At 64.3% G+C, this 14,386-nt stretch carries 13 protein-coding genes; 2 read left to right on the top strand and 11 right to left on the bottom strand.

Translation table 11 applies throughout. The features are described 5' to 3' along the window. The first annotated feature begins 1 nt into the window (after nucleotide 1). Nucleotides 2-793 carry an ABC transporter substrate-binding protein gene (locus tag ASD07_RS02725; protein WP_055924776.1) on the top strand — a complete coding sequence of 264 codons (792 nt, stop codon included), beginning with the start codon at nucleotides 2-4 and terminating at the stop codon, nucleotides 791-793. On the opposite strand, the gene ASD07_RS02720 is transcribed toward ASD07_RS02725, so the two are convergent. The 6 genes from ASD07_RS02720 to ASD07_RS02695 are packed head-to-tail and all read right to left on the bottom strand — an operon-like array spanning nucleotide 762 to nucleotide 6,340. After that, entirely contained in the window at nucleotides 762-1,829 is a 1,068-nt protein-coding gene (locus ASD07_RS02720; RefSeq protein ID WP_055924773.1) for a branched-chain amino acid ABC transporter permease, read from the bottom strand. The two genes, ASD07_RS02725 and ASD07_RS02720, sit on opposite strands and share 32 nt — an antisense overlap. Before the next feature lies 1 nt (nucleotide 1,830). Continuing rightward, nucleotides 1,831-2,805, bottom strand: coding sequence for a branched-chain amino acid ABC transporter permease (locus ASD07_RS02715; protein WP_055924770.1), 975 nt, complete (start codon nucleotides 2,803-2,805; stop codon nucleotides 1,831-1,833). Between the two features lie 14 nt (nucleotides 2,806-2,819). Next, nucleotides 2,820-3,542: an ABC transporter ATP-binding protein gene (locus tag ASD07_RS02710; RefSeq protein WP_055924767.1), complete on the bottom strand. Its 723-nt coding sequence runs from the start codon at nucleotides 3,540-3,542 to the stop codon at nucleotides 2,820-2,822. Continuing rightward, a complete protein-coding gene (locus ASD07_RS02705) occupies nucleotides 3,535-4,284 on the bottom strand; it encodes an ABC transporter ATP-binding protein (RefSeq protein WP_229207048.1) in 750 nt (249 codons plus the stop codon). The genes ASD07_RS02710 and ASD07_RS02705 overlap by 8 nt, the downstream gene beginning before the upstream one ends. A gap of 13 nt (nucleotides 4,285-4,297) precedes the next feature. After that, a complete protein-coding gene (locus ASD07_RS02700) occupies nucleotides 4,298-5,470 on the bottom strand; it encodes a substrate-binding domain-containing protein (RefSeq protein WP_055924761.1) in 1,173 nt (390 codons plus the stop codon). Between the two features lie 3 nt (nucleotides 5,471-5,473). Further along, the gene (locus ASD07_RS02695; protein ID WP_055924757.1) at nucleotides 5,474-6,340 is read right to left on the bottom strand and encodes an alpha/beta fold hydrolase; all 867 of its coding nucleotides are present in this window, start codon (nucleotides 6,338-6,340) and stop codon (nucleotides 5,474-5,476) included. Between the two features lie 137 nt (nucleotides 6,341-6,477). Here ASD07_RS02695 and ASD07_RS02690 point away from each other — a divergent pair, with 137 nt between their 5' ends. Then, the gene (locus tag ASD07_RS02690) at nucleotides 6,478-7,380 is read left to right on the top strand and encodes a LysR family transcriptional regulator (RefSeq protein WP_055924754.1); all 903 of its coding nucleotides are present in this window, start codon (nucleotides 6,478-6,480) and stop codon (nucleotides 7,378-7,380) included. On the opposite strand, the gene ASD07_RS30615 is transcribed toward ASD07_RS02690, so the two are convergent. The 5 genes from ASD07_RS30615 to ASD07_RS02670 all read right to left on the bottom strand — a co-directional run bounded on the left by ASD07_RS30615 (nucleotide 7,266) and on the right by ASD07_RS02670 (nucleotide 14,194). Then, nucleotides 7,266-7,874, bottom strand: coding sequence for a hypothetical protein (locus ASD07_RS30615; protein WP_156397822.1), 609 nt, complete (start codon nucleotides 7,872-7,874; stop codon nucleotides 7,266-7,268). The two genes, ASD07_RS02690 and ASD07_RS30615, sit on opposite strands and share 115 nt — an antisense overlap. Nucleotides 7,875-7,876: 2 nt before the next feature. Next, a complete protein-coding gene (locus ASD07_RS02685; RefSeq protein WP_055924751.1) occupies nucleotides 7,877-8,755 on the bottom strand; it encodes a DUF692 family multinuclear iron-containing protein in 879 nt (292 codons plus the stop codon). Continuing rightward, a complete protein-coding gene (locus ASD07_RS02680) occupies nucleotides 8,739-8,993 on the bottom strand; it encodes a hypothetical protein (protein WP_055924748.1) in 255 nt (84 codons plus the stop codon). Before ASD07_RS02680 ends, ASD07_RS02685 begins: the two co-directional genes overlap by 17 nt. A gap of 149 nt (nucleotides 8,994-9,142) precedes the next feature. Next, on the bottom strand, nucleotides 9,143-11,791 hold the full coding sequence (locus ASD07_RS02675; protein ID WP_055924745.1) for an AAA family ATPase: 2,649 nt from the start codon (nucleotides 11,789-11,791) through the stop codon (nucleotides 9,143-9,145). A gap of 66 nt (nucleotides 11,792-11,857) precedes the next feature. Further along, a complete protein-coding gene (locus tag ASD07_RS02670; RefSeq protein ID WP_055924742.1) occupies nucleotides 11,858-14,194 on the bottom strand; it encodes a TonB-dependent receptor in 2,337 nt (778 codons plus the stop codon). Nucleotides 14,195-14,386: the final 192 nt, after the last annotated feature.

The raw sequence follows: 14,386 nt of genomic DNA, 5'->3' as shown, positions 1-14,386 counted from the left end.
GATGAAAGCGGCGCAGCGCCGGCGCTGGCTGGGCCGCATGGCCCGCTGGTCCGGCGCTGCCGCTTCTTTTGCTGCAATGGCGGCGGCAAGCTGGCCGCTGCGCGCTGTCGCCAAGCCGCGGCCATTGCGCGCCGTGGCCTTGGCCATAGCTCCTTTCGCCATGCTTGACGCGAGCGGCCGCAAGACCGGCCTTTTCGTGGAAGCCATTGAGTTGATCGGCCGCGAGTCGCAGCGCCAGATCGAAATCACTGTCGCCCCGTACGCCCGCGCCGTCGCCATGCTGCGTTCGGGCGAGGCCGACCTGATGATCGCGACATCAAATTCCGCCATTGCGGGGACGGCCGAACCCATGGGCATGCTGTGGACCACGGAAGTCATCGCCATCGGCCGCGCGGGCGTCAAGCTGGAAGGCTTGCAGGACCTGCGGGGCCGCACGGTGGGCATGCTGCGCGGCTCGGATTACGGCGCCGCCTTCCTGGACGACCGCGAATACCGCAAGCACGAAATTACCGACCAGCTGCAGGGTGTACGCATGCTGCTGGAAGGCCGGCTCGATGCATCGATCGGTACCCGCCTGGCGCTCTTCCACGCCATGCGCCTGCTGGGCGTGCCGCGTGCGCGGCTGGGGGCCACGCTGGCGGTGCAATCGCGTGAAATCCACCTGCACCTGAGTCGCCATAACGCCGATGAAGCGCTGGCGACGGAGTTGCGGCGCGCGGTACATGAATTGCGCAGCAGCGGCAAGGCCGATGCTCTTCTGGCTAAGTACCTTGCCGGGCTGCCTTCTGCCTGAATTTCCCGACAATCCCGCTGGGGAAGAAGTAGATGGCCAGGATGAACAGGATGCCAAGCCACAGCAGCCAGCGATCCGGATGCAGGGCCGCTTCCAGCAACGGCACGCCGGCCACGGCACCCGCTGCTTGCGCCATCAGGGACTTGAGGTAATTATTCGCCAGGATGAACAGGGCGGCGCCGATCACCGAGCCATACAGGGTGCCCATGCCGCCGATGACGACGATCAGCAGGATGTCGGTCATCACTTCAAAGCCCAGCGTGGTCCTGGGGCCGACGTAGCGCAACCACAGCGCCATCAGAGCGCCGGCCAATGCCGCGGCGACCGCGCCAATGCAGTTGGCGGCGATGCGGTACACCACGGTGCGGTAGCCCAGCGCTTCGGCACGGAATTCATTTTCGCGGATGGCCTGCAGCACGCGCCCGAACGGCGAGTTCACCACCCGCAGCAGGGCCAGGAAGATCAGCACCGCGCAGACAAACACGATGTAGTAGGTCAGCACCTTGCCGTCCACGATGCGCCCCATGAATTCGCCGAACTCGTTGGCCGGCGATAGCAGGTCGGGCACGTCGAAAGTCTTGCCGTCTTCGCCGCCGGTCCATCCAGACATCTGCGATGCCAGGACGGCAAACGAAGACGCCACCGCCAGTGTAATCATGGCGTAGAAGATGGCGCGCACGCGCAGAGCAAACAGGCCGATGATGAGAGCCATGACCAGCGTCAATGCCAGCGCCGCGACAAGGCCCAGCGCCATGGCGCCCCAGGCTGGCGTCGGGCTGTCGAACCCGAGCCCGACGCCGTAGGCGCCAATGCCGAAGAACATGGTATGTGCGAAGGACACGATGCCAGTGTAACCGATCAACAGGTCGTACGAGGCTACCAGCACGATGTAGATGCAAATGGTGGCGGCGGTGTTGAGCGGGCGCGCGCCGCTGGTGATGAAGGGCGCCAGCGCGAGCCCCAGTACGACCACGAGCAGCAGTATGGACAAGGTTCGGCTGCGCGGCAGGTCGCCGGAGAGCAGGGAGTTCAGCATTTCATTTCCTCGACAGGCCGGCGGGACGCCACATCAGGATGGCGATCATCAGCACGATATGGGACACGAGCGCCAGTTTGGGCGCCAGGAAGCCGGCGTAGTTGGCGCTCAGCGCCATCAGCAGCGCGCCGATGAAGCAGCCTCCGACCGAACCGAGGCCGCCAATAATGATGGTGATGAAGACCATGACCATCACTTCACCGCCCATGGAGGCGGTCAGCGTTTCCTTGTACAGGCCCCACATCACGCCGCCCAGGCCGGCCAGTGCGGAGCCGGCTGCAAACACCGCCACGAACAGGCGGCGGATGCGGTAGCCAAGTGCTTCGACCATTTCGCCATTTTCGACGCCGGCGCGTATCAGCAAACCTAGCTTGGTGCGGTTCAGTACCAGTGTCAGTGCAATGAATACCAGGATGCCGACGGCGACGGCCAGCAGGCGGTACTTTTCGATGGCGGCATCGCCCAATACAAAGGCCCCGCGCAGGGCGGTTGGCAGCGGCATTGGTTTATGGTCGGCGCCCCAGACGACGTGGATCAATTGCTCAACCACGATCATGCCGCCCATGGTGACCAGGATCTGCTTCAGGTGCTGGCCGTAGACCGGCATGATGATGATGCGCTCAAAGACCAGGCCCAGTGCCGCGGTCACGGCCATCGCCATCGCTATTGCCAGGCCGAGCGCAGCGAGGTTCATGGCGAGCGAATCGGCCTCCATCCAGCCTTGCATCGGCACCAGTACCAGGGTGGCGGCGAAGGCGCCGACGGAAACGAAGGCGCCGTGGCCGAAATTGAGCACGTCCATCAGGCCGAACACCAGGGTCAGGCCGCTGGACATGATGAAGATCATCATCCCCATCGCCAGCCCGGCCACGGTGAGCGTGATCCAGGTCGGCATGCTGCCCACCAGCGGCAGCATGGCCAGCATCAGGACCGGCACCAGCAGCATGGGAATGTAGTCGCGCGGGACCGTAGGCATTGTCGAACGACTCCTTATTGGTGTGAATCGAGGGCCAGGCCGAGCAAGCGCTCTTGCAGGGCGCGGTCGGCAGCCAGTTCGGCCATGGAACCGCTGTGGACGATGCGGCCGTCGTCCATCACGGCCACGGTGTCGCCGAGCTGGCGTACAAAGTTGAAATTCTGTTCGACCAGCAGCACCGTGGCCTGGCCCTTGAGCTGACGCATCGCATCGGCCAGGCTTTGTATGATGGCGGGGGCCAGGCCCTTGGTCGGCTCGTCGATCAGCAGCAGTTCGCGCGGTTCGATAATGGCGCGCGCGATGGCCACCATCTGCTTCTGGCCGCCGGACAGGTTGCCGGCCGGGTAATTCCAGAACTTCTTCAGTGCGGGGAAGAACGAAAAAATCCATTCCAGGCGCGCGGTATCCATTGGGCCGCTGCGCGCAGCAAGGTAGAGGTTTTCGCGTACTGTCAGCTCGCTGAACACGGCCATCGATTCCGGTACGTAGGCGATGCCGGCCTGCGCGATGTCGGGCGTGCGCAGCTTGCTGATGTCGCGGCCATGGAATTCGACTTTGCCGGCGCTGGCCTGCCACAGGCCCATGATGGTACGCAGCGTGGTGGTCTTGCCGGCTCCATTGCGGCCCAGCAGGACTGCCAGCCCACCGCGCGGCACGGCCAGGTCGACGCCTTGCAGGATGTGGTATTCGCCGATGTGCGTGTGCACGCCGGATAGTTTGAGCAGGGCGTCAGTCATGGCTAGCGGTTCCCAGGTAAGCTTCCTGCACGATGGCCGAGGACATGACCGTGGCCGGTTCGCCATCGGCCACCAGGGCGCCGTTGTGCAGTACGATGATGCGGTCGGCCAGCGCGCGCACTACGTCCATCTTGTGCTCGACCAGCAGCACAGCCTTGTTGCGCTCCGCCTTCACCTGGTGGATCAGGTCCAGCACCACCGGCACTTCGTCCACGCTCATGCCGGCGGTCGGTTCGTCGAACATCATCACTTCCGGCTCCAGGGCGAGCATGATGGCCACTTCCAGCTTGCGCTTGTCGCCGTGCGACAGCGCCGCCACCGGCGTATCGCGCCGCGCAGCGAGCGACACGCGTGCCAGGTAATGGTCGGAGCGCTCGATCAGCTCCTTGTGGCTGGACCAGATCGACCACAGCTTCATGCCGGCGTTGGCGCGCGCCTGTACCGCCAATCGTACGTTCTCGTGGACGCAAAGATGAGGGAACAGGTTGGTGAGCTGGAAGGCGCGGCCGATGCCTTTGCGGGTCCGGGACGCCGGGCCGCTGCGCGTGATATCTTCGCCGCGCAGCAGCACCCGGCCGCTGGTGGCCGGCAACTGCCCCGACATCAGGTTGAAATAAGTCGTCTTGCCGGCGCCGTTCGGGCCGACGATCACCGTCAACTGGCCCGCATGGAAATCGGCGCTGACGTTGTCAACGGCCGTGTGGCCGCCGAAGCGGATAGTCAGCCCGCGTGTGGACAGCAATGGAGTCATCAGGTCAACGCCGCTTGTTCTTGATTGGGACCGGCAACTCGGAGGCCGGAATCTCGCGCACCAGTTCCAGCAAGTCCCATTCGGTCTTCTGGTCCTTCCTGATGCGGAAGTGGTACATCGGCTGCATGGCCTGGTGGTCGTCCTTGCGGAAGCTCATTTTCCCCTTGGGGGTGTCGAACTCCATGCCCTCCATGGCGGCGATCATCTTCTGCGTATCGCCGCCGCCGGTCTTGGCAAGGGCGGTGTAGACCGCGCTGGCTGCCGTGAAGCCGCCTGCCGTGAACATATCCGGCGGTTTCCCGTAGCGTTTCCGGTGTTCGGCCACGAACCAGTCGTTCATTTTATTTTTCGGAAAGTCGTAGTAGTAATAGATCGTGCCTTCGGTGCCGCCGAACGACTTCCAGGTCTTCAGCACCGGCAGGATATTGCCGCCCGGCGCCAGTGTGATGCCGTAGCGCTCCGGCTTCATGTCGGCGATCTTGTTCATCGGGTTGGGACCGGCCCAGATGATCTGCAGCACGCGCGGCGGCGGCGCATCCTTCAGCTTGTCGAACAGGCGCTGCGCCGAAGCGGTGAAATCGGTCGCATTCTGCGGCGCGAATTCCTCGTGCACGATGTTGGCTTTGGATCCGGTCAGCTGGAGCGCTTCACGCGCGGCCGCCACGGCATCCTTGCCGAAAGCATAGTCCTGCGCCAGGAAGGCGACGCTGCCTTGCTTGAACGTGGAGGCCGCGGCCAGGCCGTCCTGCATGGAATTGCGGGCGGTGCGGAAGATGTATTTGTTCCATTTTGCGCCGGTGATCGCGTCGGCCACTGCAGGTTCCACGATCAGGATCTTCTTGTACTCCGCCGCGATGGGCAGCATGGCGATGGCCGAGCCGGAGGAGCTGGTGCCGACAGCTATATCGACCTTGTCGTCGCCATAGGCCTCGGCCAGCAGGGTGCGGCCCTGGTCCGGCTTGCTCTGGTCGTCCTTGACCAGGACTTTCAGTTTGCGCCCGTTGATCTCCATCCTGCCGTTGGTCAGGTACTCAAGGCCCATCATGAAGCCGGCCTCGGTTTCCTTGGCGTATGGCTCGAGGATGCCGGTTTTCCCGGCGATGAGTGCGACTTTGAGTTCCTGTCCTGTGGCCGCGAGCGGCGCCAGGGCGAGCGCCAGGGAAATCAGTTTTTTCATCAATCAGTCCACACTGGCGAGGAAGTTGCGCAGCGCTTCTTGCGCAGCGGGCTCGGACAGCATCGGCGCGTGGCCGACGCCGGGCACCTCAGCATACAGCATGCGCGGGGCTGCTGCGCGCATCGCATTGGCCTGCGCCGGTTCGATCAGGTCCGACAGCGCGCCGCGAATCAGCATGGTCGGGCGGCGTCGCGCCAGCCGGCGGAAAGCGAAGTGCGCAGCCATCGACGTGGAGCGCAGTTTGTTGGCGCGGATAGGCACGGCGATATTCGGGTCGTAGCGCATGGCCAGCGTGCCATCGCGCTCTTCGCGGAAGGCGCGGCGCGCCCAGCGCTCCCATTCCTGGGCGGTATTGTGGGGGAAGGCGACCGCGTTGATGCCGCTGATGTAATCGGCCGCCTGCCGCCAGCCGGTAAACTGTTCGTCCTTGCCGGTATAGCCCCGGATGCGCGACAGGCCGCGTTCGGACAGCGTGGGGCCTACGTCGTTCAGGACCGCAGCTGCGATCAGGGTCGATTTGCGCAAGGCCAGGGTCATGGTAATCAAGCCTCCCATCGAGGTGCCGATGAATACGGCGCGCTCGATGCCCAGGTCGCGCGCCAGCTTGACCACGTCGTTGGCGTAGACCACGGGCGTGTAGCGGTCCGGCTGCGAATCGTATTCGGAATTGCCCCGGCCGCGCACGTCGACGGCGATCACGCGCCGGCCCTGGGCCGCGATCCACGGCGCGACGTCTTCGAAGTCGGCGGAATTGCGCGTCAGGCCGTGGATGCAGATCACGGGCAGGCGCGCAGGGCCGCTGGCGGCCGGGTAGTCGCGCGCATACAGGCGCAGGCCGTCTTCGCTGGTGTAGCTGATCTCGGAATACATAGTCCTCGTGGGCAGCGTTGCAGGAGCGTGCAGTGTGCAAGAAATGCATCAAGGCGGGAACCGGAGGCGGCGCCCACTGTGTGTGCAATTTTGCACAGCGGCACTGCGGGGCGGGAAAATGATGCACAATAGGCCGCATGAAAACACTGCCCGAATGGACTGACCTGCGCTTCTTCCTGGAGCTGGCGCGCTCCGGCACCCTGTCCGGGGCGTCGCGCCGGCTGGAGGTGGAGCACACCACCGTCTCGCGCCGCATCGACCGCCTGGAACAGCAGTTGGGCACCACGCTGTTCGACCGCTCGCGCGAAGGCTATGAACTGACGGAGATGGGGCATGCGGTGCTGCCGCATGCGGAGGCGATGGAAAGCGCGGTGCTGGCCGCGCAAGGCCAGTTGTCCGGCACCGAAGTCGCGATTCGCGGCGTGGTGCGCCTGGGCGTGCCGGAAGCCCTGGGCGTACGCTTCATCACGCCGCTGCTGGCGCAGTTCCTGCAGGACTATCCTGAGCTGTCGGTCGATCTGCTGGTGCAGCCGCGCTTCGCCAACCTGGCCAGCCGCGAGGCCGATCTTGGCGTGACGCTCGATGCGCCCAACACCGGGCGCTATATGGTGACGCGCCTGGCGTCCTTCCGCCTCTATGTGTACGGTTCGCCCGACTACCTGGCGCGCCACGCGCCGATCCTGAAGCGCAGCGACCTGGCAGGGCACGACTTTGTCGACTACGTGCAGGACCGGCTGGCCAGCAACGAGCTGAACTTCCTCGATGAACTGGGCGTGAATCCGCGCCGCCGCCTGTGCTGCACCGGCATGCTGGCGCAGGCCGAAGCCGCCGCCGCCGGCCTGGGCCTGATGATGGCGCCGCCGTATATGGCGACCGATGGCCGCCTGGTGCCGGTGCTGCAGGACGAAGTGTTCGTGGAGCGCGCTTACTGGCTGGTGGCGCCGGTCGACTTGTACAGGCTGCCGCGCGTCAGGGCCGTGTGGAATTTGCTTCGCTCGTTCGCCGAATCGCGCGCCAGCCTTTTCATCTCGAACAAGTAAGGCAGTTCGCCCGAGATCTCGGTCCGGTGCAGGTCGGGCTCGGCCCGATCCGGCAGCGCCTCCCGCTGCGCCAGCGCTTGCAGGATCGGTGCGGGGTCGTAGCTCCAGTCCACCATGTAGCGGCAAGGATCTCCTTCGCGCACCTTCATCAGGGCCAGTTCGAACCGGGATACCGACACCACCAGCGGGTCTTCGTGGCCGGCCAGGAAATCGAGGAAGGCCAGCGGCTGGTATTCGCGGAACGGCGAAATGTTTTCCTGCCGGATGAAAGCTTGCAGCGCGTCTTCCAGCAAATCGGCCTGGCGCAGCAATTCGACTGTCAGCACGCAAGTGCGCTCCAGCACATAGATGCGCCATAAGAGCACGTTGCCGCGCGCTTCCTGCAAGTCCGGTGACCCTGCAATGCGGTGGTAATAGGGCGCGTCGGCGGCGCCGGGCTGGTAAGTGGCGCGCATCAGGCCAAGCAGGATGCGCTGGTGGCTGGCCAGGTCCATGTCTACCTCCATTCTCGTTGCCGCATATGCTGCAGGGTGTTTGCGATAGCCGCATTGCCCAGGCCGGGCACGGCTTCCGGCATGAATTCGTACACGATCACCTCCGCCTCGGTCGCCACTTCGCGCAGTACCTGCTGCGCCAGGTCCATGGTGCAGGGGCGCGGCAGGCGCGAATGCACGTCCAGCATCAGGCCGTTATGCTGCACGCCGCAGGCGACATGCAGCTCTTTCACATGGCGGCCATCGAGTTCCGCGAGGAAGGCGTGGATATCGAGCGCGTGGTTATGTTCATCGCATTCCAGGTTGTACACGTCCAGGATCAGCCCACAGCCGCTGTCGCGTGCAACCGCGTTCAGGAAGCCGGCATCGCTGTAGTCGGCAGGGCAGTCGGGAACCACGTGCACGATGTTCTCCAGCAGGAAGGGCAGGCCGTAGCGTTGCTGCAGGCACCAGGCCCTTTGCGCCACCAGCTCCGCGGCCTGCTCGGTGCGCGGCATGGCCAGCATGATGCCGAGGTGTTCGCCGTCGACCCGCGTGTAGCCAAGGTGTTCGCTGTGCCAGCGCACCCGCACCTGGTCCATCAGTTCATCCAGTAAATGAAGGTAGGTCGGCGACCAGCCGTCATGCGAGCCGATGGACAGGCTGACCCCATGCACCACGATGGTTTTCTCGCGGTCGATATTTTTGAGTTCCGCCAGGATGCCCTGGTCCAGCGAAATCCTGTCGCCGTCGGCCACCGACATGGTTTCCGGCGTCACTTCGATGATGTCGACGTGCGGCAGCATCATCTCGAGCAAGGCCGGATCGCGCCCCTCGTAGCTGACGCCCACGCCCAAGGCAGGGCGTGGGGCAGGCGAAAGCAGTTCAGCCGCGGAATTCATTTTCCAGCACCGCGCCTTCGATGTGCGGCACCTCGCGCAGCACGCGGCCGATCGACGGGTCGCCGCGCAGGAAGGTCAGGTCGAAACCCGTCAGGCCGCAGTTGCAACCGCCCTTGGGCACCATCTGGGCAACGGCGATATCGAGTGCCTTATGCAGTTCTTCCAGTGTGACCTTGCCTTCGCTGACGACGATTTTGATATGGTTTTTCTTGGAATTGATGTGGCGCAGCTCTTCCATGACGTTCTCCAGTCGGTCCGGTATTGAAGAGGGGCGGGCCCTTCGGACCAGGCTATGGACCGCGCCCCGTGCTTTCCATGGAAGTCACTTTAGGCGCAGGGACGGCGCGGCGAATTGGTACTGGCACCCAGATTCCGGGGCGCCAGCACCTAAATTTTATGTAGTGGGGCTGGCGAGCGGCGCAGCAGGTCAAGGCGCGTGGTGGCGCCCAGTTTGCCAAGCAGGGTTGAAACGTGGTGTTCGACGGTGCGTTCGGAGCGGCACAGGCGCTGGGCGATCTCGAGGTTGCTGAGGCCATCGAGCAGCAGCTCCAGCACCTGGGCTTCGCGGCGCGTCAGGCCGCTCGGGTGTTCGCGTGCCGCCGCATACGGGCCGCGCCGCGACTTGGGCAACTGCGCTTGCGCGCCGCAGGCGCGGGCGCGCTGCCGCGCCAGCGCAGCTGCCGGCGCGGCGCCGATCTGTTCCAGCAGCGCGACGGCCTTGGGCATGGCCTGCGCGGCAGCATCGCCAGGCAGGTCAAGCAGGGCAAGCGCCGCCTCGAACGGCAGTCCCAGTGCCAGCCAGTTGTCGCACGCGGCCTGGCCGTTGCCGGCTGCCTCCGCGGCGCGCGGCGGCGGGGCTGCTGCAGCCTGTTCGCCATCTGGCCGGGCTGCCACGGCCACCCGGCGCCGCCAGGCACCGACTTCCGCCAGGTCCCATGCGTTGACGCCGGACAGGTCGAATTGCCCGATTTCGCCCAGCCAGCGGCGGCAGCTCTCCAGGTCCTGCACTTGCCAGGCCGCTTCGGTGAGGGCCAGCAGCACCGGCAGCAAGCGTTGCGATTCGCCCGTGGCGCGCGCCCATTGCAGTGCTTCCTGCAGGCAGCGCACGGCATCCTGCCCGCCCTGGCGCGACAGGGTACGCCCGAGTACCGTCAATGCCGGCAGCCGCATCACGAGGCTCAGGTCGGGCAGGGCGAGCACCTGCCGTGCCAGCGCGGCGGCTTGGGCAAATTCGCCCTTGTCGAGGTGGAGTTGCGCCTGCCAGCCCGTCAGGTAATGCACCCAGGCGTCCAGCTCATGCTCGCAGTGATAGGCCAATCCTTCGGCCAGCAGGCGTTCGGCCAGTGCAAACTGCTTGAATACGACAGAAAATTCAACCCAGTTGCTGTAAATGCGGGCCGCGTGTTCGTGCAGGTGCTGCTCCAGGGCGCATTGCAGTCCCTCGGCCAGGTCTTGCTGGCCGCTGTCGTCGCCCAGGAACAGTTTTGCGCTGCCGATATTGGTCAGCGCATGGACGCGGGTGTCATGGTCATCGAGCGCCGTCGCGAGTTCCAGCGCCAGCCGGCCCCACTCGATGGCCGATGCGGGATGGTCCTGCAACAGCTGGTGCTGGGAACGCATGCTGTAGGCCATGGCCAGCTCTTTGCTGTTTGGCAGTTGCTCGAGCGTGCGGATCGCCTCCAGTCCATAGCGCTCGGCTTCTTTCGCTTCGCCGCGGTACCAGTGGGTGCGCGCCAGCCAGCGCAGGTTCAAGCCGACCTTGTCCGGGCGCTCCACGCTTTGCCACAGGGCGATGGCTTTCTGCCGTGCTTCAATCAGGCGCTCGTCGATGCGCAGCAGGCCCGCTTCGTAGGCCCAGTCTTCGTAAAGCTGGGCAGCTTCGCCGGTCCAGCCTACCGCGTCGACGAATTGCAGGGCGCTGGCCAGGTGGGCCGCTGCCTGGCGATGTGCGCCCAGCCGTGCCGCCTGGCGGGCTGCACGCGGCGCCAGTTGCAGCACCATGTGCGCATCCTGGGCCCCGGTCGCATGATGCACCAGCCGTGCCAGTTCAATGCGCGCATGGGCCGGCGCCTGTTCGGTCAAGGCCTTGCACAAGCGCTTGTGCAGGGCGCGCGTGGCGCCGGGACGCAGGCCGCTCAACACCGCCTGGCGCGCCAGTTCGTGGCGGAACGACAACAGGCCGGGACTGGCGCGCTGCAGCAAGCCGCTATCGACGCTGGCGTCGATCACGTCGTGTCCATCGTCGCCCAGCAAGGTTTCCAGCAGGCGCTCCTCCAGGGCCACGGGACTGACGCTGACCAGTTCCAGCACGGTGCGCACCTCAGCCTCCAGACGGGATGTGCGTGCCCAGACGGCGTCGCGTACCGAGGCAGGCAAATGGCCGGGATCACGGCTGCAGTCGGTCAGCAGTTCGGAGAGGAAGAAGGGGTTGCCGCCGGTGACGCGGTATAACTCGCAGGGATCGCAATCGGTGTCGCGCGCCAGCGTGGCGACAGCGTCGGGCGACAAAGGCGGCAAGTCGAGGCGTTGGGTGCTGGCTGGCGGCAGGTCGCCGGCCCAGCGCCAGAAGGCGTGGTCGGGCGGCAGCTCGTCATTGCGGGCGCTGGCCAACAGCATGATGTGCTGGTCGGCGATGCGGCGGGCCAGGTATTTGAGCAAGTCCAGCGTAGCCTGGTCGGCCCAATGCAAATCCTCGCACATCACCAGCACCGGCCGCGGTTGGGCGGCCAGGTGGCCCAGCAGCATAGGCATCAGGATATCGGGGCTGGCCGCGTTATCGATGGTGGACACCACGTCCGCACCCAAAGCAGGCGCGAAGTCGCGCAAGGGGCCGAGCACGCGCGGCGTGGACAGGTCTTCGCAGGCGCCTTGCAGGACGAAGAACTCGCCCTTCAACGGCGCAGCAAAGGCTTGCAGCAATGAAGACTTGCCGATGCCGGCTTCACCCAGCACCAGGGCCATTCCGCCCGCACCTGAGCTAACGCGGCTGGCAAGCCGCTGCAAATCCTGCAATTGCCTTTCGCGCTCGAGCAGCATCTGGCTCTCCTCACTGCCATCATATTCCTGTCAGCGCAAAAGGATTCTCACCAATCGTAACGCGCGTTAGAACTTGTACGAAGCGGTCAGCTTGTAGGTGCGTGGATCGCCGTAATACGTTGTAACGGTGTTGAAGAATCCGCCGAAGGCATAGCCGGCGACCTTGTAGCGCTTATCCGTCAGGTTGCGGCCGTGCAGGCCGATCTGCAGGCGGCGGTCGGCACTCGTCCATACCAGGCCGGCGTCCCACAAGGTGAAGCCGCCTTGCGCCAGCATCAGGTTTTGCGCTACCAGTGCGTCCATCGATGCGATCCCGGTCGGGCGGACAATCTCGGCCTGGTACACCTTGTCCTTGTAGGACAGGCTGTTGTTGAAGCTCATGGTGCCGCCGCGGCCGAACAGGCTGACCGGCCATTCATACGTCGCGCCGACGTTGGCCGACTTTTTCGGCGTGTTCTGGAACTCCGCACTTTTCGCCACATTGACCAGCGTTGCCCCGCTGGCCACCATCCATTCCTTGTACTCGGCATCGATGTAGCTCAACATGCCGTTGAGCGACAGACCATCCGTCACGCGGGCAATCGCTTCCAGTTCCAGGCCTTTGAGCTTGGCCTTGCCGGCGTTGGTCAGGGTGCCGGCGAAGCCGTTAACCTGGCCTTGCGCATTGAAAGTCGGGATCGAGCCGGGGATCTGCACATTCTTGTAGTCGGTATAGAACACGGCCGCATTGGTCTGCAGGCGGCCGCCGTTCAGCGACGATTTCAGGCCCAGTTCAACCGAGTCGACCTCCTCCGGATTCACACCCTTGCGCTTCTCCAGCGAGGCCGGGGTATTCGGGCCGCCGGTTGCCGCCAGGTCCATGCGCGGGTCGAACATGCCGCCTTTGAAGCCGCTCTGGTAGGTGCCGTACACGTTGTGTTCCGGCGACAGCTTCCAGCCAAAGCCCAGTTTCGGGGTGAATTTCTTGTCCTTGCGCCGCAACTCGCCCTTGCCGAGGTCCGTGTTCGGCGCCAGGCCCACGGCTGCAGGGTTGCCCAGGTTGGGCGAACCGGCCAGGCCGAGGTAGGTGCGCTTGAAAATGGCGGCTTCGCGCTCGTCATCGGTCCAGCGGCCGCCTGCGCTGACGCTGAAGGTGTCCGATACGCTATAGCTGGCGTCGGCATATACGGCCCAGGTTTTGGAGTCGATATCGTCGCGGGTCAGCAGCGACAGGCCGCCGGCGGCGTTGTACAGCACATCGAATTCGTTGAAAGCGTTGGTTTTCATGTAGAACAGGCCCGCCACGCCTTGCCATTTGGAGCCGCTATAGGTGAGCTGAAATTCCTGGCTGTCCTGCTTGTCGCTGTAGATGGCGGGCGCTTCCCACAGTGGCGCGCTCAGGGAATCGAAATCAATCGGCGCATACGACTTGGACGAGCGGTGCGCGGTCACCGATTTGAACATCGTTTCGGCGTTGATGCTGTAGTCGATGGTCAGCGAAGCGCCCTTTGTGGTGACCTGCTGCTCATGGCCATTCACTTTATAAAGGTTGGCGCGCGTGTCGTAGGCGCCTGCCAGCGGCGCCTCATTGCCCGGTGGCGGGCCGTTCAGCAGGCGGTAGCCTTGCTTCGGCTCTGAATCGTCCTTGGTGTAATCGGCGGCGAGGCGGATAAACAGGTCGCTGTTCGGTACCAGTTCAGCGCTGATGCGGGCGGCGTTGACGTCTTTGTTGTAGTTCTCGCGGCCGTTGATCACGTTTTTGCCGAAGCCGTCGCGGTTGAAGGTACCCACCGTGCCGCCGACGCGCAGGATATCGCTGAGCGGGGTGCTGCCCTTCAGCACCAGGTCGCGCTGGCTGTGGTTGCCCAGCGCTCCCTTGATTTCAAAGGTCGGGTTGGGCGACAGCTTGCGGGTCACGTATTTGACCGCGCCGCCAATGGTGTTGCGTCCGTACAGGGTGCCTTGCGGGCCGCGCAGGACCTCGATACGCTCCAGGTCATAGATGTCGGTCAGCGCGCCTTGCGGGCGGGCCAGGTAGACGTCATCGAGGTAGATGCCTACGCCTTGCTCGTAGCCGGCCACCGGGTCTTGCTGGCCGATGCCGCGAATGAAGGCGGTGAGGGTGGTGTTGGTGCCGCGTGAAGCCTTGAGCGTGGTGTTGGGCACAATGTCGGTCAGCGCGGTAATGTCAGGCAGCGCCTTTTTTTCCAGCTGCGCGCCGGACAATGCGGTCACGGCGCCCGGTACGTCCTGGATCAGCTCTTCGCGCTTGCGGGCGGTGACGATAACCCGGTCCATCGCGCCTTCGGCTTTCTCACCGCCGGCGCTTTGCGCCAGGGCAGGGTGGGAATAAATGGCGGGAAGCGTCATCATCACCGCTGCTACTGAGCGTCGCAGCATGAAATTATCTTTCGACACACGCATCAAAGTCTCCTCAGGTTTTGTTATGCGAGGAGTGTGCATGTTTTGCCAACTGTGCGAAACTGACAGGGTTGCACTCACGTTGTGCAATTTTGCACAGATTCGCCACTAGTGATATTTCAAATTCAGAAAGAGCTAATCCGTCCTGATATAGCTGGGAGTTTGCGGTATGCCCGCTTGCTATCCTCTGCCGCA

Origin of the sequence: Duganella sp. Root336D2 (assembly GCF_001425005.1) — a bacterium.
In the GTDB taxonomy this organism is placed as follows: Bacteria; Pseudomonadota; Gammaproteobacteria; order Burkholderiales; family Burkholderiaceae_D; genus Rugamonas.
The sequence above is the reverse complement of the archived record's forward strand: the minus strand, read 5'-3'. Positions and strand labels throughout refer to the sequence as shown.